This window comes from Veillonella montpellierensis DSM 17217, assembly GCF_000426745.1.
GTDB classification, from domain to species: domain Bacteria; phylum Bacillota; class Negativicutes; order Veillonellales; family Veillonellaceae; genus Veillonella; species Veillonella montpellierensis.
Genome location: NZ_AUFY01000011.1, coordinates 39,774 through 60,655, shown reverse-complemented (window position 1 = coordinate 60,655; position 20,882 = coordinate 39,774). Strand labels below are relative to the sequence as shown.

General features: G+C 39.6%; 19 protein-coding genes. 4 read left to right on the top strand and 15 right to left on the bottom strand.

The features are described 5' to 3' along the window. Positions 1–369: 369 nt before the first annotated feature. Positions 370–1,962, top strand: coding sequence for a peptide chain release factor 3 (locus K357_RS0104440; RefSeq protein ID WP_028257635.1), 1,593 nt, complete (start codon positions 370–372; stop codon positions 1,960–1,962). A 273-nt stretch (positions 1,963–2,235) separates the two neighbouring features. Here K357_RS0104440 and glmM read toward each other — a convergent pair whose 3' ends face one another. The 12 genes from glmM to K357_RS0104380 all read right to left on the bottom strand — a co-directional run bounded on the left by glmM (position 2,236) and on the right by K357_RS0104380 (position 14,307). Then, a complete protein-coding gene (gene glmM, locus K357_RS0104435) occupies positions 2,236–3,594 on the bottom strand; it encodes a phosphoglucosamine mutase (protein ID WP_028257634.1) in 1,359 nt (452 codons plus the stop codon). 180 nt (positions 3,595–3,774) lie between these two features. Then, entirely contained in the window at positions 3,775–5,379 is a 1,605-nt protein-coding gene (locus K357_RS0104430; protein ID WP_028257633.1) for an NAD(P)/FAD-dependent oxidoreductase, read from the bottom strand. 118 nt (positions 5,380–5,497) lie between these two features. Further along, a complete protein-coding gene (locus K357_RS0104425) occupies positions 5,498–6,445 on the bottom strand; it encodes a CdaR family protein (RefSeq protein ID WP_342341415.1) in 948 nt (315 codons plus the stop codon). After that, positions 6,442–7,260, bottom strand: a complete 819-nt coding sequence (cdaA, locus tag K357_RS0104420; RefSeq protein WP_038113585.1) for a diadenylate cyclase CdaA — start codon at positions 7,258–7,260, stop codon at positions 6,442–6,444. The genes K357_RS0104425 and cdaA overlap by 4 nt, the downstream gene beginning before the upstream one ends. Before the next feature lie 95 nt (positions 7,261–7,355). Then, positions 7,356–7,670 carry an XdhC family protein gene (locus tag K357_RS0104415; RefSeq protein ID WP_028257630.1) on the bottom strand — a complete coding sequence of 105 codons (315 nt, stop codon included), beginning with the start codon at positions 7,668–7,670 and terminating at the stop codon, positions 7,356–7,358. 30 nt (positions 7,671–7,700) lie between these two features. After that, entirely contained in the window at positions 7,701–8,417 is a 717-nt protein-coding gene (locus tag K357_RS0104410) for an XdhC family protein (protein WP_028257629.1), read from the bottom strand. Then, complete coding sequence (yqeB, locus tag K357_RS08830; RefSeq protein ID WP_038113582.1) at positions 8,414–9,217, bottom strand: selenium-dependent molybdenum cofactor biosynthesis protein YqeB; 804 nt, start codon at positions 9,215–9,217, stop codon at positions 8,414–8,416. The genes K357_RS0104410 and yqeB overlap by 4 nt, the downstream gene beginning before the upstream one ends. Positions 9,218–9,363: 146 nt before the next feature. Next, entirely contained in the window at positions 9,364–10,002 is a 639-nt protein-coding gene (locus tag K357_RS08825; RefSeq protein WP_051212104.1) for a nucleotidyltransferase family protein, read from the bottom strand. Beyond that, positions 9,993–10,748, bottom strand: a complete 756-nt coding sequence (gene yqeC, locus K357_RS0104395) for a selenium cofactor biosynthesis protein YqeC (protein ID WP_028257628.1) — start codon at positions 10,746–10,748, stop codon at positions 9,993–9,995. The genes K357_RS08825 and yqeC overlap by 10 nt, the downstream gene beginning before the upstream one ends. Before the next feature lie 27 nt (positions 10,749–10,775). Next, entirely contained in the window at positions 10,776–13,070 is a 2,295-nt protein-coding gene (locus tag K357_RS0104390) for a xanthine dehydrogenase family protein molybdopterin-binding subunit (RefSeq protein ID WP_028257627.1), read from the bottom strand. Beyond that, complete coding sequence (locus K357_RS0104385) at positions 13,067–13,522, bottom strand: (2Fe-2S)-binding protein (RefSeq protein ID WP_028257626.1); 456 nt, start codon at positions 13,520–13,522, stop codon at positions 13,067–13,069. The genes K357_RS0104390 and K357_RS0104385 overlap by 4 nt, the downstream gene beginning before the upstream one ends. Further along, the gene (locus K357_RS0104380) at positions 13,507–14,307 is read right to left on the bottom strand and encodes an FAD binding domain-containing protein (RefSeq protein WP_028257625.1); all 801 of its coding nucleotides are present in this window, start codon (positions 14,305–14,307) and stop codon (positions 13,507–13,509) included. Before K357_RS0104380 ends, K357_RS0104385 begins: the two co-directional genes overlap by 16 nt. A 33-nt stretch (positions 14,308–14,340) precedes the next feature. On the opposite strand from K357_RS0104380, the gene K357_RS0104375 reads away from it, so the two are divergent. Next, positions 14,341–15,234, top strand: a complete 894-nt coding sequence (locus K357_RS0104375) for an epoxyqueuosine reductase (protein WP_028257624.1) — start codon at positions 14,341–14,343, stop codon at positions 15,232–15,234. 8 nt (positions 15,235–15,242) lie between these two features. On the opposite strand, the gene yfbR is transcribed toward K357_RS0104375, so the two are convergent. Next, positions 15,243–15,863 (bottom strand): 5'-deoxynucleotidase, encoded by a 621-nt coding sequence (gene yfbR / locus K357_RS0104370; RefSeq protein ID WP_028257623.1) that lies wholly within the window; start codon positions 15,861–15,863, stop codon positions 15,243–15,245. 255 nt (positions 15,864–16,118) lie between these two features. Continuing rightward, the gene (locus K357_RS0104365) at positions 16,119–17,036 is read right to left on the bottom strand and encodes a mechanosensitive ion channel family protein (protein WP_028257622.1); all 918 of its coding nucleotides are present in this window, start codon (positions 17,034–17,036) and stop codon (positions 16,119–16,121) included. 342 nt (positions 17,037–17,378) lie between these two features. On the opposite strand from K357_RS0104365, the gene K357_RS0104360 reads away from it, so the two are divergent. After that, a complete protein-coding gene (locus K357_RS0104360; RefSeq protein WP_028257621.1) occupies positions 17,379–18,104 on the top strand; it encodes an adenosylcobinamide amidohydrolase in 726 nt (241 codons plus the stop codon). A gap of 35 nt (positions 18,105–18,139) precedes the next feature. Here the strand turns inward: K357_RS0104360 and K357_RS0104355 are convergent, their stop codons facing one another. After that, positions 18,140–19,120, bottom strand: coding sequence for an asparaginase (locus tag K357_RS0104355; RefSeq protein WP_028257620.1), 981 nt, complete (start codon positions 19,118–19,120; stop codon positions 18,140–18,142). Between the two features lie 301 nt (positions 19,121–19,421). On the opposite strand from K357_RS0104355, the gene K357_RS0104350 reads away from it, so the two are divergent. After that, positions 19,422–20,867, top strand: coding sequence for an aminoacyl-histidine dipeptidase (locus K357_RS0104350; protein WP_028257619.1), 1,446 nt, complete (start codon positions 19,422–19,424; stop codon positions 20,865–20,867). Positions 20,868–20,882 lie beyond the last annotated feature (15 nt).

The window sequence follows — 20,882 nt, the reverse complement described above, 5'->3', positions numbered from 1 at the left end:
TTATACCTAAGGCATTAACCCAGCCACCGCTATCTACTCATGTGTATACGCATCCATCTCGCACTGTCCCATTATATGGTCTAACTACCATGAATAGGTTTCTAGGACATCTACTAGTCGCTTATATACTAAAGAGGATACGTTTACACTCCCTTTTCACTATCATCAATGCTATATACACTCAGCCATTTCTATCTTATTATGCTAACATACTCTCTAGGTCAGTCGCAACTAAATCGAGATAATCCATCTATATGTCTATCCATCTATACGTGAAAACTAGAATTTCTTGTATCCCTTATATAGTAAAAATAGTATATCTAGTATATAATTATGAAGATATAATTTTTAATTTAAAGAGGTATGATAATGACATTTTTAGAAGAAGTTGAGCGCAGACGGACGTTTGCTATTATTTCTCACCCTGATGCTGGTAAAACTACATTGACAGAAAAGCTTTTATTATATGGTGGTGCTATCCATTTAGCTGGGTCGGTTAAGTCTCGAAAGACGCAAAAACACGCCGTATCAGATTGGATGGAAATCGAAAAACAACGCGGTATTTCTGTAACGAGTTCCGTATTACAATTTGACTATGATGGGTGTCGCATTAATATCCTAGATACACCGGGTCACCAAGATTTTTCAGAAGATACGTATCGCACATTAATGGCGGCTGACAGTGCCGTCATGTTAATTGATATTGCAAAAGGCGTGGAAGCACAAACAAAAAAATTGTTTGCTGTCTGTAAAGAACGAGGCATTCCTATCTTTACATTTGCTAATAAACTGGATCACTATGGGAAAAACCCATTTGACTTGATTGAAGAAATTGAACAAGTCCTTGGTATTCGTGCAGTACCGATGAATTGGCCGATTGGCATTAATGGTGAATACAAAGGCATTTACGACCGCATGCATCACACTATTGAATTATTCGATAAAGATGAAACTCATGGGCAAGAAAAACTTGCCTCTACAAAAGGCTCTGTCGATGATCCTATGTTTAAAGAAATTTTAGGTGCTGATATTCATCAAGCCCTCATCGATGACATTGAGTTACTCGATGTAGCAGGAGATCAATTTGATTTTGATAAAGTCCAAGCTGGCGAATTAACTCCTATGTATTTTGGTTCAGCTATGACTAATTTTGGGATTAAACCTTTCTTGGAAAGTTTCTTAGAATTAGCACCTTCTCCTGCTCCACGACAAGCACTCGAAGAAGTGGTATATCCTACTTCAGAAGATTTTTCTGCCTTAGTCTTTAAAATTCAGGCGAATATGAATCCGAACCATCACGACCGCATTGTATTTATGCGTATTTGCTCCGGTAAATTCGAAAAAGGAATGACCGTTCTTCATAGACAATCGGGAAAACAGTTGCGCCTATCACAACCTCAACAATTTCTAGCTACAGAACGAACCATTGTAGAAGATGCATTCCCTGGCGACATCATCGGTGTCTTTGACGCTGGTGTTATGGGCGTAGGCGACACGCTATGTATGGGCAAGCACAAGGTTACATTTGGCGATTTTCCTGTGTTCCCTCCTGAATTTTTTGCTCGTATATCGCCGAAAGATACGATGAAGCGTAAACAATTTATTAAGGGCATGACGCAACTAGCTCAGGAAGGGGCCGTTCAAATCTTTGAACAACCTCATTCCCTAGATTCTTATATTGTCGGTGCTGTCGGTATGTTGCAATTTGAAGTGCTAGAGTATCGATTAAAAAATGAATACGGCGTAGATTTATTAAATCATACCTTGCCGTATAGTGTAGCTCGTTGGGTAGGCGATGAAGTAGATATAAGCTCTATAAAAGGGTTAGATGCGGCGATGGTGGTCAAAGATAGTCGAAAGCGCACGGTTATCTTAATTAGCAACGAATGGCAAATGAATTGGGTGCAAGAACGCAATCCAGATATCACTTTCTTGCGTACGCCTAAGTTACACGACAACTAGGGCCAAGTAGTCCCTCTATCAAGGGAACGATCAACTTATACATGATGGTAGTCATTGATGAAACTTATGTATTCTTACATTTGCTTTCCCTACGGAAAGCAGGTCATTATTTGTAACGATATAGTTACCAAATAAGGGATTTCTTACAATTTTTTGTAAGAAATCCCTTATTTTCGTTTCTGCCATGCACGATTTACTTATACAAGTCGCTTATTATTCTATTATCATAGTTGTATGGCCCGTATATACTGATAGTACTCCATCGCCTATACATTAGATGTCTTGTGCTAAGCCTTGTTCCTGGGCAATGACCGCCGCAATTTGATTACATATTTGATTCAATTGTTCTTGATTCGTTCCTTCAGCCATAACACGGATTAATGGTTCCGTTCCACTAGGTCGCACTAGAATGCGTCCATTTTCACCTAATTCTAACTCACCTGCAGCAATGGCTGCTGCAATAAGTGTATTCGTTTCCCATCCTGTTTTAGTGGCTACACGAACATTCACAAGTTGTTGTGGGTATTTAGTCATCAACCCGGCTAATTCAGATAAAGGTTTCCCTTTTTCTTTTACAATGCTAACGAGTTGTGTAGCCGTCAACAGTCCATCGCCAGTGCTATTATATTGCAAGAATATAACATGTCCCGATTGTTCGCCGCCAATGGAGTAATCATCTTCTAGCATTCTTTCTAATACATAGCGATCCCCTACTGCAGTAGTGCAAGTCTGCATGCCTAATTCTTTAGCTGCTTTATGAAAGCCAATATTACTCATTACGGTGCTGACAATCATATTATCATGCAATTGGCCTGCCTCTTTTAACTTTAAGGCACATAAGAGCATAATTTGGTCTCCATCTAAGACCTGTCCTTTTTCATCAACGAATAGGCATCGATCGGCATCACCATCATTAGCTATTCCTAGATCTGCTTTATGAGCGATTACAGTTTGTTGGAGACTCTCTAAATGAGTAGAGCCACATTGTTCATTAATATTAGTGCCGTTTGGATCAACATGAATAGGAATGACCGTAGCCCCTAATCGTTTTAATACTTCTGGTCCGACTACAGAAGCTGCACCATTCGCACCATCATAGACAATTGTCATCCCCTCTAAGGACATAGTTACTGTGGATACGATGAAATCCGCATACTCATGAGCTAGTTCCATATGATATTCAATACGCCCTATCTCTGCCCCTGTAGGCCGCGCTAATTCATTGCTACCACTTTGACGACAGTATTCTTCAATTTCATCTTCTACCGCATCAGGTAATTTAAACCCTTCATGGTTAAAAAATTTAATCCCATTATCTTGAAATGGATTATGAGAGGCAGAAATAACAACGCCTGCATCCCACTCATGATAGCGAACAAGATATGCTACACCTGGTGTAGGAATAACACCAGCTATCACCACATTGCCTCCCATCGAAGTAATTCCTGCTGCTAAGGCACATTCTAACATCCCCCCGGAAATACGGGTATCACGACCAATTAAAAAGGTAGGATGTGCCTTTTTTTTACTAAAATACATTGCCGCCGCACGGCCTAAATGGTAAGCCAATTCCGGTGTCAACATTTCATTAACAACTCCACGAACTCCATCTGTCCCAAATAATCTAGCCATATATACCTCCGTATTATTCATTCACTCATCATGATTCTATTGTATTAGGGCGTTACACGGGTATGTATCGATTCAACTATACAGGTACATACCGATTTTATATAGTTACATCAGTCATTTACAGACTATAATTCATTCTAGTATATCATCATACTAGTACATATCATAGAAACTACCTTATCATATCTCTTTCGGTTTAGCAAATTCTGCCATAACCATAATTGCTGTTTCAGCACCATCTAAAGCGGCACTCATAATACCTCCTGCATAACCAGCGCCTTCTCCCATCGGATACAATCCATGTACATTAGAGGAAACTCGTTGTTCATTACGCTGAATCCTTAGCGGTGCAGATGTTCTAGTTTCTACACCAGTCATGCATATATTTTCATCATCAAAGCCTTGTATGCGTTGTCCAAAATACGGCAACGCGCGCTCCATTACTTCCGTTACATATGGTGGTAAGCAGTCATGGAGATTGCTTGCCACGACTCCTGGCTTATATGAGTAGAGTGCAGATGGTTCTATGTCTTCTATGGTATTTCTTAAAAAGGCGCCAATCGTTTGTATGGGCGCTTGATATGTACCACCGCCCAATTCATAGGCCTTGTGTTCCCATTTTCGTTGAAACTCTACACCTGCTAATGGATGTGTGCCAAAGTCATCTGGTCCCACGGTAACCACTAACGCACTATTTGCAATTCCCGTATTTCTAGCATATAAGCTCATGCCATTCGTAACTACGTGTTTTTCTTCCGAAGCACTCGCTACCACGTGTCCACCAGGGCACATACAGAAACTGTAACAGGTTCGTTTTGTTTGACTATCATGATACACCAGAGAATACTCTGCCGCACCAAGTCCTAGATCCGTAGGATCCATGCCATATTGAGAGCGGTCAATCATATCTTGCGGATGTTCAATACGAACACCTATGGCAAAGGCTTTCCCCACCATATCGACACCTTTATGGTACATCATTTCATACGTATCTCGAGCACTATGACCGATGCCGAGTAGTACAATGGATGTGGAAATTTTTTCTTTGTCATTGACAACCACTGCTGCAATGCTCCCATTTTCAATGACAAGGTCCGTCACTTTAGCGCCGAAACGCACTTCGCCACCCCAATCGATAATCTGTTGGCGCATGGCTTTCACCATACCCCGTAATATATCGGTTCCCACATGTGGCTTATGCTTATATAAAATTTCTTCTGGGGCGCCAAAATTTACGAAATATTGAGCGATTTCATGCAAACGAGGATGAGTAATTCTCGTTGTCAATTTGCCATCTGAAAATGTGCCAGCACCGCCTTCACCAAATTGTACATTCGATTCTTTTTTAAACGTACCATGTTTCCAAAAATTCTCCACATCTGCCGTACGTGTATCTACATCTTGCCCTCGTTCTAATACGATAGGTCTATATCCTTCACGTGCTAAATAAAAGGCTGCCAGCATGCCTGCTGGGCCAAATCCAATCACGATTGGTCGATGCTGTAACGTTTGTACGCCATGGGAAATAGGTTTTGGCTTTTCGGGGTTCATTTTACTAATATTTTTATCGTTTCTTAGTTGGTGAAGCACCCTTTCCTCATGATCTACTTCTAAAAACAATGTGTACACAAAATAAATATGTGGTTTCTTGCGTGCATCTACGGCACGACGAACTACATGAATTTGTGTAATGGATCCACGTAAGGGCACATATTTCTTTTCTAATAACTGAATTAATTTTGTTTGTACCGTAACAGGTACACGAAAATTAATAAGTCTAATCATATACTTCTCCTATATTGTATCTGCCATACGTGAGGTATTACTATAACAGATGTGATCAGCTAAACAATACTATATCTTATGAGCGTTCTAAGCCCATAAGATATAGTATCCTATACCACTATAACGAATAGGAATTCGCCATGGCATCTTTTATAATTTCAATTTTCACTTTTACCGTTGTTATAGCACTCGTTAAACCAGATGGTAAAAGTAGATTATAGGTTCCTTCTACTGTCGATTCAACACCAGATATGTCAATGGGTTGTGTTTTTATATCGGTCATACTATTCAGTAATTCTTCTTTACCGTATATAGTAATTTGTGCTGGTGTAACGGTAGTTGCTTTTACAGTACATCCATCAGCTGGTACGCCTACTACATTCGCCGTAATAGGAAAGGCTTTTTCGGTTCGTATTTTGGTCAATTCAAATTGAGCTTGTCCCTGTGTAGGAGAAATTGTAACTGGTATCGTCTTGCTATCAATATCAACGGCCTCTAATTTTCCTGTTTGGGTAAAACTCTTCGTTTGTTCCGACATGTTTACTTTTAATATAACATGCGCTACTTTATTAACTTTTGCCTTAGGTCCACTAATAAGGACTGTCTTTGGCATAACTGTTATTTTTTGCACTGCCATGTCATCTGGCAATTTACCAATCTGAATAATTTCTACTGGTACAGTCCGTTCTGCATATTCGTCAATGGTAACGGTAACGGTTTCAGGTGACATATCAGCAACCGTTGTGCCAGATGGAGGGGTAAAAATAATCGGTATATTACTTTGTCCCGGTTTCACTTCTGCTAAATCAATATAGGCTTTCATCAATTTATCATTCATCGTTAAAATTGTATTGCGTGGCCCTTTTAGTTGTACTCGAATTTCATGAGGCAATCCATCGGCTACATAATGGGCATTCAGATTTTGCACTTGTACAGGAATCGTATAGGAAGCTTCAATGACCGGATTTTGTTCTCGCATAATAAAGAACCACATCACAATAGCCGCTAAGACCGCTAATATTTTAGCACCCCAATTATGTTTAATATGTGTCAATATCTTTATCATTTGCGTGCCCCCCATTTCCATATACCTGTCATTGTTTGACGTGGGCGTTCCATAAATGTATGAAGGGCCTCTCTAATTTGTTCTTCTGGTAAATGGCGATAAATATGTCCACCATAGGTATAAGAAATTTTACCAGTTTCTTCACTGACTACCACTACTACTGCATCCGTCTGTTCAGTTACGCCAATAGCGGCTCGATGTCTTGTGCCTAGTTCTGTACTAAGTGATCGATCTTCTGTCAACGGTAATAGGCAACCAGCAGCCATAATGCGTCCATTTTTAATAATCACGGCCCCATCATGTAACGGTGTACTAGGAACAAATATATTTTTTAGTAGTTCTCTTGAAAGCTTGGCATCTAATGCTACGCCTGTATCAATATAATCGCCTAAGCCAACTTCTCGTTCAAATACCATCAATGCCCCTGTATGATCGCGCGACATGACGCGCGCCGCTGCCATAACTTCAGAAATAGCCGCATCCATTTCTGCTTCGCTTACATCTTGGGCTTTGGCAAAAATACGGCCACGTCCTAGCTGTTCTAACGCACGTCGCAGTTCTGGTTGAAAGACGACTGGCAAGGCAAACAAAATAACTGTCATACCTTGTTGTAAGAGCCAACTCACCACATATAGATCGAGCATATGGGCAAGAACGTTAGCAACGCCAAGTATAAATAAGCCTTTCACCAAGGATACGGCCCGTGTATCTTTTAATAATTTATATAAAAAATAAAGGAACATCGCCACCACTAGAATGTCAACGACATCCATGAGGCGAAATGTTTCTAACAATGTTTGAAAGTGAATTCCCATAAATGTACTCCTTATCATATTGAATCAAGGAATATACATACTATATTACCATGTACTGTTTCATTTTACCTTATTTTACTAGGCCTGTAAAATCTCTACTCATATTGTGCTGAAATCCATACATCCATTGTACCGCCACACACCATGCCTTCTTTAACCGCTTCATCGTCATCTAAGGACACCCGAATTCGTCTACATGTTTCTCGGTGTTGCAACACATCTAACGCAGTAGCACGAATTTCATATTCTGCACGACCACCACCGATAGTGCCAAAGGTAGTACCATTAGGATGCACTACCATGCTAACACCAGCTTTTCGTGGTGTTGATCCTTGGGTCCATACAATAGTTGCTACCGCTAGTGTATCATGTGGTCGCTCCCCCAAATATTCAATCATCTCTCGTATCATATTCTGTTACGCCTCCTATTAACCATTTAGTTATACTGCGGGGCTACGTAACGTACCTCCTCGTTTATTGCGTGTAACCGCTAAATATTCACTGACAATTGACAGAGCAATTTCTTCTGGTGTTTGTGCCCCAATATCAAGCCCAATCGGTGCATATATCTGTGCTAACTCTTCTTCGGTCCATCCTTCATGTCTCAATTGTTCAAAGGCATAATGAATCCGTTTTCGACTACCCATAACGCCCATATATGTAGGCAATTGCGTCCGCAACTGATTAAGACAAATCGTATCATATTCATGTGCCCGCGTAACAATGATAAATCCGGTATACTTAGATAACACTAAGGATTCTTCTAAGCATGTCATATCACAATGGACACGATGCACAGCAGCATCGAAAAATTCTGGTCGCAAGTAATCAAGTCTATCATCTACAACAGTTACTGCACAACCGACAAATAACAATATATCAGAAATAGCGCGACTCACATGTCCTGCTCCCATCACAAGCACCTCTGGATCACGCTCGATAGCTTGCACAAAATATTCAACGTGATCAGCTACTATCAACTCATTCACCTTAGCATCGCCTAATGAGAATCCTACGAAAGGTTCTCCATAAATAGTAACACCCGATTTTTCATAAATAACACGATCCCCTTTGCGTGTGCCTGTCAAGGCCGTCACGAGGAACGTATCTTCTCGAGATTGTAATTGTCTTTTCATTGCATCATAAATTGTTTTCATAGGTTTCTTCCTTTTGTGCAATACCATGATTCCACAGCTTCTACAACACCACCACCAACAGCTAACGCTTTATCTGAAATTGTATAACAATGAAACTCTTCACAACGAGGATCGATATCGGCCAACTTACAATGTTTTGTAACCATCAATCCACTCGTTAAAATACCTCTTAGTATACCTGTAATTTTGGCTGTAATAGGTGTATCGTCTACATAGCCAAGCGTATCACCTTTTTTTACAGTTTCCCCAATATGTCGTTTGGCCGTAAATAGACCTACACATGGTGAATGCATAACCCGTTCATGTGTATATCCCCCTATATTACCAGGTACTCCCGTATTAAGAATGGCACTGCCTTCGTAAATACAACGCCCCAATGTATGTCCTCGCATAGTTTCTACAACTACATCAACACTTTCACCCGCTATAAATCCAGGGCCTACACCGACTACTAAGGATGCATCATCTGCACGGGTCCCTAAATTTTTTTTTGCCATAATAGCATCAACCACAATTCGTGGCTCTAATATATCTAATAGATCCCTATACGGCTCGATGACTACTGGAATATGTCCACGTAATAAAATTTCTTGTACCCTTGTCAAGGGTACACATTCTGCGGTAAGTCGTTCCAACGTGACTACGCCTTTATGCACCGCCGTACCATAACAAACTTCTCGTCGAATCATTGTAGGTATGGCAATTTCATTCACCACTACTCGATACCCTGAACGCACTAATCGATAAATGATCCCCGATGCAATATCTCCACCGCCACGAACTAATACTAATGATTTCATTGTTGCCTCTCTTTATACAATCCTATCTAGTACTATACTAACATATATTGTATCTAACTATCATGTTAGATGATTCATAGCTATACGTATCTATACTATGTGTCATATAGGAATACAATTATTACTCATGTCTCTTTCGTTGACTCTTATCTATGGTATGTATCATATAGTAATTGGTATTCTTCCATCGTATCTACATCTATGCCTTCATCACGATGAATGGGCACATATACGCACGATGTTTTCCCTTCACCATAGATAATTGAACGGCCCCCTACATCACCTGATAGCTGACGTAATCGTGAAAACCAATAAGGGCTAAATACAACGGGATTCGCTGCGGCAAAAACATTTCTATATTGAGGAATAACAATAGCCCTAGGATTTTTGCTACGTACATCATAAAAAGTTTCTATTATGCTTTCTACTACCATAGTCGACAACAGGGGCTGATCACAGACGGAGAATAAAACGCCATCTATACGCTTATTTTCTTGTGCTTCTATTTCATCTACTGCTCGCATGGCTAATTGAATTGAATAGCCTTGTCCCCATTCTGGTTGATCATTTATGACAGTAGAAAACCCATACTCTTCTACAATGGATGTCAATTTTTTCTCTCTTCCATTAACAACTGCTAAGCGAACTACGTCGTAATCACCATCACCTGATAAGGCAACACATATATGGTCAAGTATCGTCTTAGATTTCCAAGGTAACAAGGCTTTGCAAGTCCCCATTCGTTTCGAATCACCAGCAGCCAATATAATAATTCCTAATGCCATTGTATCACCTTATCAATCTGACAATTCTCTTCATATCCCTTGGCCAACACAATCATAGTAATCGTAGTAGGTAGCAAGGCGATAAATTTTTGAATTTTCTCTTTATCAACCGTATCGGCACCCGTACAAAACAGAATATATTCACCTTTGGCATATTGAAATAATCCATGTGCATGGCCTACGAAACGTGCTAACAAATCGGGTGTCATCGCAGTGCCAACCGGTACATCTAAAAGTTGTAGCAACAGCGGTAGATTATGTATATAGAGCGGAGTAAGTGTTTGATTTAGAATTTGTAAATTCACCACCCCTATCGTTCGTCTTGTCATAGTAGGAATCATCGGTTCTGTCCTTCTGTGAGCGGTCAGCCATTTTTCTTTGGCTCCGTCTGCTTCCACCACTATGTGCCATTGAGGATGTTTCCTATGAATGCTATCAATGTATTCTCCTCTAAGACCTATTGCTTTTGTATTAGTAACAGAATGAAACCAAGCGGCATACCCTTTACGAGCCATAGCGCTAGTGCAGTATGTTTCTGCCTCTGCCAGATTGTCACCATAATAGGGATTCCATGTGGCAATTTGTGATTCATACATTTTAGTGGTACTACTTACCATTGTCTCTTTTCCTATGAGCTGGCCATAAAAAAGGAGTTTAGATAGTACTGTTGTTTTACCTCCTGCTCCTACTAAGGCGGTAATGCCTGGAATCATCAATTGTTTCCATAGTACGATGTGTCTTGTCATTATCTATCCCTCATGGCTATGATAGCATTACATTGCCTTATATTCTTCATTCATCGCCATATACACTTTTTCTGGTGTCATAGGCAATGTGGTAACATCAGCACCTACCGCATTATAAATGGCATTATGAATTGCTGGTGCCGACGTATTAATCACTACTTCCCCGATTGATTTAACCCCTACTGGCGAACTTGGTTCATAAGATTCAACAAATCCTACATGAATATCACCAATATCTTGACGCGTTGGCAATTTATAGGTCATAAATCCCGCCGTTTCCTTGCGACCATTTTTACTATAACGAACATCTTCATATAAAGCCATCCCAATGCCTTGTACAATACCACCTTCAGCTTGTACTCTAACTAAATTAGGATTAATAATCGTTCCACAATCAACGACGGCATAAAAATTAGTAAGAATAACTTTACCTGTATAGGTATCAACTTTAACTTCTGCTATACCAACCATAAACGGTGGTGGCGATATAGAACTCCCCCAGGAAGCAGTGGCCATCAATTGTTGACACTGTGTACCTACTAGCAATGTAGGGGCTAAGTCCTTTAATGATAACTCCTCTGTACCATCGCTAGTGCTAGCTTTCACACCATCAAATTCAACTTGATCTACCGAGGTATGAAAGTAGTTAGCAAAGGCTTGTATAATTTTTTCTCGCAATTCTGTAGCTGCCATATGGGCGGCCGTACCCGTTACATAGGTTGTGCTCGATGCATACGAGCCAGGATCAAAGGGAACTACATCTGTATCCGATTCAATCACATTCATATATTCTACAGGACAGCCTAACACTTCGCAGGCAATTTGGCGCAATACAGTATTGGATCCCATTCCCATATCAGAAGACCCCGTGTATAAAGTATAATAGCCATCATCACCGACGCGAATTTCCACAGAGGCTGTATCAATATTCGCCACGCCCGATCCTTGCAAAGCTAGTGCCATTCCTAGTCCACCGCGATAACGTTCATCAATTTGCCAGCTATGTGGTCGTTCATCCCACCGTGCCATGGTGCGTGCTTTTTCCAAGGCTCCCTCAAATAATCCAGATGTCATAATTTCACCAGGTTCATAGAAAATGCTGGTTTCTCCTGCATGAATTAAATTTTTCTTTCGTAAATCCGCTTCATCAACACCCATACGATGTGCTAACAAACTAACGGCGGACTCTAGGGGCCATAATGCTTCTGTCGCGCCATAGCCACGAAATGCGCCACCTGGTGTGTGATTGGTGTACACACAGTCAGACCCATAATGTCCAGCCACAACCTTATTGTACAAGGGAACCGATTTATGTTCTCCTGCAGTCGTAGTCGTATAGGCGTGCGTCGCATGAGCCCCTGCGTCGGTAATGGCATGCATATCAATGACTTTGATAATACCATCCTTTGTGGCACCCAATCGAATTGTCCAGTCCCTAGCATGACGGCTGGTAGTGCAAGTATTAGCTTCCTCACGACTGTAGATAATTACCGATGGTTTTTGTAGTTTCCACGTAACAAAGGCATTCATAATCTCTGTAGCCGCTGTCTGCTTAGACCCAAATCCGCCACCAATGCGTGGCTTAATGACTCTGATTTTCGAGGCTGGGATCCCTAGCGCTCTGGCAATGTGTCGCCGTACATGGAACACGATTTGCGTAGAACTCGTAATGCATAGTCGTCCCAAATGATCGATGGTGCAAAAACTTCGAAAGGTTTCCATCGCAGACTGTAACGTAGCTTGATTCGAATAGGTGCCTTCTACTATGTAATCACATTCTTTTAAGGTTTTCTCTATATCCCCCACCGTGTGATTATAGGAACAAGCAATATTTCTTTTCGGATTTTCTCCTACAGGAAAGTTGACAAAATAGTCATCTTCATCGTGAATGACTGTTTCATGATCAATCGCCGTATGCATATCAAGAACTGGAGGAAGAACTTGATATTTTACTTTAATAAGTGGCATTGCTTTCATAGCTGCTATTTCATCAACGGCTACAATCAAAGCCACTTCATCCCCTACATAGCGTACCGTTTGCTCTAAAATAAGAGCGTCATAAGCAGAAGGTTCTGGATAGGTTTGTCCTGCCAAGGTAAACCGATGCGATGGCACATCTTTATAGGTAAAAATCGCTTCTACACCAGGTATTTTCATGGCTAGGGTTGTATCAATATCTATAATTTTTGCCATTGCATAGGGGCTACGCAACACTTTTATGATAAGTGCATTGGGCGGAATGAAATCAGCTGTATACGCTGGCTTTCCTGATAAAATAGCATGGGCATCTACTTTATCATAGGACTTTCCAATATGTTTCATTCTAAATCCCCCTCTAAATATTTTTTTATACCTCGCAATTGTGATTCATACCCTGTACAACGGCATAAATTACCAATGAGATATTCTTTAATTTCCTCATCGGTAGGATGTTCAGCATGTGCCTTTAACATAAGTGCACTCATCATCATGCCCGTCGTACAATATCCGCATTGATCTGCTCCTTCAGAGGCTAAGCAAGCTGCCAACTTGCTGGCCTCTACTTCTAACCCTTCTAAGGTCGTAATCTCATGATTGGTGGCTCTAAAAGTAGGGTATGCACAAGATAATACGGTTTTTCCGTCTATCCAAATGGTACACAAGCCACAATTCGTAGTATCACAACCACAACGAACGCTGAAATAGCCTAATTTACGTAATGTGGTCAATAGCATTTCATCTGTTTCAATCGATATATGATGTTGTTTGCCATTTACTGTTAACACGACTTCCATTTGTCTACCTCCGATACTAATCGACGAACCATGCCTACCACCATGGCTTGCCGATACGCTGATGATGCATGAGAATTGCTCTGATATGTCAACTCGTTCGCTGCTACTTCACCTGCTTTACAGACCACCTGAGGCCCTATATTGTTTAATAGATTACTGGCTTCTACCGCCTTAACGGGTGCACCAGGTCGTGCACCAATATATAGGGCATAGCCTTCTGTATCGTAACGAATCGCCCCCGTTAAATAAGGGAAATCACCGCGAGAATTACGCAGAGTATCAATAGCTACAGCTGGAGGATCACAAAAAATACGGATTTCTACAAGAATATCTCGTTCTTTCCACGTCATATATGATTCTAAGGACATACGCCCCCCATGATATAAGACCACATCGGCCCGCAAGGCTAATAAGAGAGGAATTATATCGGAAAATCCGAATCGACTTGCTACAGACCCACCCATAGTAGCCATATTTCTAAACTGCACTCCTAAAATTTCATGTACTGCTTGGGGTAATAAACCGTGGGCTACAGACTGTAATAATGTATCCCGTTCCACGTCACCTTGTGTAGCCATGGCACCAATGCAAATTTCACGTTCTTTTTCATCGAGTCGTATATAATCAAGTCCCAATTGACTCATGTCAATCACTAGTGGCCATCGTCGTTTTCCCAATCGTAACCAACAGCCGCCTGCTAATAAAGGGGCTGTCTTATGTTTTATAAATAATTGATATGCTTCCTCTAGTGTTTTAGGTTGTAAAACTTTTACAAAAGCTAACATATATACCTCTCTCAATGTTATAATACTATTATAATGAACAAATTAAAATTGATAGACTATTGCCAACAATTACATATTCACGCTGTAGGAATCGCTCCTTGGCCACTTCCTATGGAAGAAGCACGTCGCATTCTCTTCGAACAAGATCCTTGTCCCTTTACTGCCAGTGAATTACAGGCACGCTTACAAGGAAATACCACACTTGTGAATCCTCGTTGTGCCATTGTATGCTTATTTCCTTATTATGTACCTACAAACAAGCCATCCAATATAGCGCGTTATACATGGGCCACAGATTACCATCTAGTAGTACCTCACTATCTTTCTCAAATTATATCCTATTTGCAGCAAGAGGAGCCATCTGCAGAATTTGAAATCCATTGTGATACATCCCCCTTAGCTGATCGCTACATGGCTTATTTAGCAGGTCTCGGATTTTACGGAAAAAACCACTGTTTTATTCATCCTTCATTAGGATCCTATGTGGTTATCGGAACGATCTTAACATCTATTCCCTTTGAACCGGATAGGCCATTACATGCTACTTGTTTAGGCTGTAACCGTTGTTTACAAGCTTGTCCAGGTCAAGCCCTCCAAGCCGATCATTTTCATTATCACACTTGTAAAAGCTATTTAACACAGAAAAAGGGAGATTTATCTGAAGCGGAACAACAGATTATTGGAAAAACACCGCTCCTATTCGGTTGTGATATTTGTCAAGAAGTATGTCCTCATAACGCGCATCTTCCTATCACTCCGTTTGCCGAATTTCGTCATATAGAGCCACAGGTATCAACCGAAGAACTAGCCAATATGACTAATAAACAATTCAAAGAGCGGTATGGGCATCGCGCTTTTTCATGGCGTGGGAAAAAAATTCTCCTACGCAACGAAGCGTATATTAAATCTAAAAAAGATTCTACCTAGTATAGCCACTAGGTGTCTTCTTTTGCCTTAGCACTATCTATATGATAGTAATGAAGTTTATCTAAGGAATAGCTTAATGGCTTACTATATAACTGTAAAAATAAATCTACTTCTGGCATATCTAAGGCTCGTAGTTTTGCCAAAATACTATCATGTGCTTCTTGAAATTCATCATTGCCAGCATGTACTTCGCGCACACATTTCATATAGGCTGCCAAAATATCTGCGGCTTTTACAAATCGACCAGTAGCTGATGTTGCATCTTCACAAATTAACGGTTCATAATCTGGTTGTAAGGGTTCTGGTAAGGTCTCTAATAATTTATGTTGTGCCGCTTTTTCAATATCTCCGTATAATTGTCGCAATGTAGCATTAAAATATTTAATCGGCGTAGGCATATCGCCTGTAAATACTTCACTAGCATCATGAAACATAGCCTTAACTGCTACTTCATTCGCATCAATGTGTCCGCCATAATAATGGTTGCTAATACATGCCAGATTATGTGCTATAAAAGCTACATCTAAACTATGTTCCTTTATATTTTCTATTTCCGTATTACGCATTAACCCCCATCGCTGAATATATTTCATGCGATGCAGAAAGGCAAATAAAAAACTTTCTTTCATATACACACGCTCACTTCTACTAACTACACATTCACAATTCTAACGTTCTATCTATGCGATGGTAGCCGATACATACCATCCATACATAATCTACACGATTGTAGGCTTACATCTTTCACATATATGTTTATAATTAATAGTATTTTACATATTGTACCTACCTCATTATCAACCATATCGATTTACATAGCAACGCTTTCATGCGAGTCTGTATGACTCGTTTTTTATATCCTATCTATTCATGCTACGCAAGTGCTAAGCTTGTGTATTTTTTATATCAGAAGCGGTTTCTTTCACATCACTTACAGGTTCTTGTGTGTTCTCCACAGCTTCCTTTACATATACCACACGCTGTGGGTATGGAATATCAATACCATTAGCGTCAAATTTATCTTTCACTTCTGACATAGTACGATAGTAGACGGCCCAATAATTTTCATTTTTCACCAATGGCATGGCTCTAATTTGTACCGAATTGTCGCCAAAAGCAATAATACCAATTTCCATGTGATTCGCATTTAACACTAATTTATTCGCTTTAAAAATTTCTTTTAACAACTTAATCGCCTTATGATGATCATTATCATAACTAATATCAAAGACAAACTGAATGTACCGTTTCTTCATATAGCTACTATTCGTTAATTTTTGAGAGGTCAATAAAGAATTAGGAATAAATACAGTTTTGTTTTCTCTTGTTACAATGGCTGTATTCATGAGGTGAATATTTTTAACAGTTCCCTCTGCGCCGTCAACTACGATATAGTCGCCTACTTTAAAGGTTTGAAAAAAAAGTATCATTAAGCCAGATGCAAAATTAGACATATTATTTTGCAATGCTAAGCCAATACCGATACCGATAGCACCAAAACCAGCTATAAAGGATGTCATAGGAATGCCCATTTGATCTGCTGCCATCAAGACAACAACGGCAATCATCATGTAATACACAATTTGGCTGACAAAGTTCATGACTGTCTTATCATATTTTGTGCGCGCAATAATTCGATCGATGGCCCGTCTTAACAGCCGTGCAATCGCTTGCCCTATAACAAATGTAACAATGGCTAATAATAAATCAGTTATATGTGCTATTAACCAATATTGAATGTTTTCAACAGCAAAAAAACCTTTATCAATGGATAGTTTTATAGAATCAAAAAATTCAAACATAGGGGCCTCTTTCTATTAATAATACATCCCTTATAGTATACCATATCTAGTGATACCACGTGGAAATCAATCTTTTTTGTGTCGTCTTATCTCTATACAAGTTTCTTTTCTATATAAAATTAGTCAATTATCTATGTCCATGATATACTTACTAATATGCTATAGCAATCATTTAAAGGACGTTATATCACAGTATGATTATCAATTATAATAACGGTATGATAGGTAGCTTCTTACACCCAATACGTGTCCATAGTGTCACGATTCAAATTTACTGTACTATACTCCTTCTCATCATAGATACAGTATACTATATTTTATTACCATCATTATGAGGTCATTATGCATACATCTAAGATTACACCTTTTCCAGCACCCACTCAGTTAGCTACTGGTGGTCATGTTCATTATGATACAAATTCCCTAACGATTACTTTTGATGATATACATTACTCACTAAGTACAGGTCAATTAAACGGAGGATATCATCATACCCTAGCAGTTCGCAATCAAAAATTAAATTTTTTCATTACTACAGAGCAAGACTTACCAGGTGGTTCTGTGGCTAACTATTTAGCTAGTGAATTTGAAACATTGGACTTGCCCATTCATTTTTGTACGGCTCTACTTACTTCTGCCGATATGACAAAACATGTGTATACCAAAGTCGTACAAGATGATTGCATCGTAGAAACAATAATTACTGCTGGCATTGAACAAACTGCACACACTGCTGGTGACGGTTACCATTATAAGGAAGAAAAGGGAGAATTCTGTCCACCGGGAACTATTAATATTTTAGCCTTTACGAATAAGGCGTTAACTGACGGTGCTATGGCTAAAGCCCTTATCACTATAACAGAAGCTAAATCAGCAGCGCTACAGGATACTAATATTTCTAGCCTTCAATCGACCTCTATCGCAACTGGATCCGCCACTGATGGCATTATTCTTACCATCGATACATCTGGTGACATTTTGACTGATGCTGGTACCTTCTCATTATTTGGCGATACGCTAGCCAAAGCAGTTCGCCAAGGTTTAGTTGCATCATTAACCACATTCTAACAGAAGAGAGTATTTCTGCTATATAGTATCACCAATTAATACTCCTCAAACCACGTTTCTATACGTTCTCTGTCTGTGGTTTTTGTTAAGGCTAACATCAACAAAATACGTGCTTTCATAGGATTTAGTGTGCCACTCACTAAATAATTAGCCAATTGATCAGAACCTAGAGAAGATACCATACCACCATGCGTACGTGAAGCGCGCACAACGGGAATGGAAAGTCCTTTAGTAATCTTACGAATCTGTTCAGGAATAGTCCCATGTCCTAACCCTACCAGGATCAATCCTTCTGGTCGTGTACTCAATATAGCTTGTAATAATTGAGGGTCTATACCTGCATAACAATAGGCAATCGCCACATTAGGCAAGGAGTGTAGTGACTTAGCAAAAAACTGTGATTGATACGTATGTTTTTTAGTGGAAGTGTAGTAAAAGTACGCTTTCCCATTTTGTATGATTCCCATATGACCAAATACAGAATTACCAAAGGTGTCCACATTCGTTGTATTCATTTTCGTCACATCTCTAGCACTATCTATATAACCATTAAGAGCAACAAGTACACCCTTAGCCGCGCTATCTTCTGTACGCACTAATTGTGCTGCATATAATAAGTTGAGCGGTCCATCAGCACTAATAGAGCCAGCTGGCCTCATAGCTCCTGTTATGACGATGGGTTTTCTCGTATGTACCGTAAGATGTAAAAAATAAGCTGTTTCTTCCATACTATCGGTGCCATGTGTAATAATCACACCTGCCACATCATCTTCTTCTACAACAGACTCTACTAATTGTGCCAATGATAACCAAGTATCTGGCATAATATCAGAACTTTCCATATTAGAAAACTGAATATATTCAAAGGGGCCATAGGATTTTATATCCGGTACAGATGAGATAATATCTTGCAATGATAGAACGCCAGATGTATATCCTATTAAATCAGTCGCAGAACTACCTTTTCCTGCTATTGTTCCACCAGTACCAATTAAGACGATTTTTTTACTTGTCATAACAATATACTCCTACTCTACTCTACTCGTACTAGCACTACAACAAGACTACGCTATAGTGATAACGCGCCATCACTATTAATATACGCCTTGTTGCGGTGCTTTATTGTATCTCTAGGTTACTCCATGTAGCCTTATTTATTTCTATCTTATATTAATATTGTATATCAAATATACTATTCTTTGCTAGAAAGCTTTGTCATATCTCTAGCAATATGATAATGTAATAGTGAGAATATATTCATTGATATGACTATTTTCTAACTAACTAGAATTATTCACAATAAGAGAGGTGCTATACATGAATGCAAATGTAGATTCACAAGTTGTATTAGATTTATTTACCACTATGAACAAAATTCCTCGTGGATCCGGCAATGAAAAAGCAATTAGTGATTTCCTAGTAAAATTTGCCAAGGATCGACACTTAGAAGTATCACAGGATGAACAATGGAATGTAATCATGCGCAAACCAGCTTCGCCAGGATATGAAGATAGACCTTCCATCATTTTACAAGGTCATATCGATATGGTCTGCGAAAAAAGTGCCGACGCAACGCATGATTTCACAAAAGATCCTATCACCTGTATTATAGATGGCGAATGGATGCACGCTGACAAAACAACCTTAGGAGCCGATAATTTAATGGGAGTAGCTATGGCATTAGCAGTCTTTGATTCTTCTACCATTGCCCACGGTCCACTAGAAGGTCTATTTACCACTAACGAAGAAACTGGTATGGAAGGGGCTGCAGCCATCAAAAAAGGTGCCCTTCAAGGTCAGTATTTACTCAACATCGATACAGAAGTAGAAGGAGAGTTTATCGTAAGTTGTGCTGGCGGTTGCCGTATCGATGTAGGTATTCCTTTACTTAGAGAATATCCAAGTGACATCTATGATGCTGCATTAGAAATATCGATTGATGGATTACTAGGTGGCCACTCTGGCATTGAAATCCATAAACAACGGGCTAATGCATTGCAAATACTAGCCAGAGCTCTTTATGACCTATCTCATGAATATTCCTACCAACTTGCTAACTTTCACGGCGGTTCAAAACATAATGCCATTCCTCGTAAGGCAACTTGTCTACTAACGGTAAAAAAAGAAGATGTACCGGCTATTAAAAACTGGTTTATTGCTAAAGCACTAGCATATCGTGCAGAGTTTACGCCACAAGACAAAGATTTAACGATTGTTGTTACCGATGCAACTATACCTAATACGGTCTATGCCGATGACACTACTGAAGCATTAATTACATTCTTATTCTTAGCCCCTAATGGCGTATTTTCAATGAGTCAATCCTTAGATAATTTAGTGGAAGCTAGTAATAATTTAGCCATTGTCAAAGAATCTGATCATACGATTGACATATTAATCTCCATTCGCAGTTCCAATAGAAATACATTAGCATTTATTAAAGACAAATTATTGCGCCTAGCCGATGTACTAGGCTTACAACATGAAGTAATTGGTAGTTATCCTGCTTGGGAATATGATGCGGGATCTAAATTAGAAGAACAAGCTATTAGCTTATATACAACGATGTTTGGCAAAGAGCCAAAGGTAACAGCCATCCACGCTGGCCTTGAATGTGGTTTATTAAAAGGTGCTTTACCAAATACGCAAATGATTAGTTTTGGTCCAACTATCACTGGTGCTCATACACCAGAAGAAAAAGTATATTTACCATCTGTCACACGTATATATACGTATTTAGTAGCCTTACTTAAACAACTATAATAACTGATTCTTAGA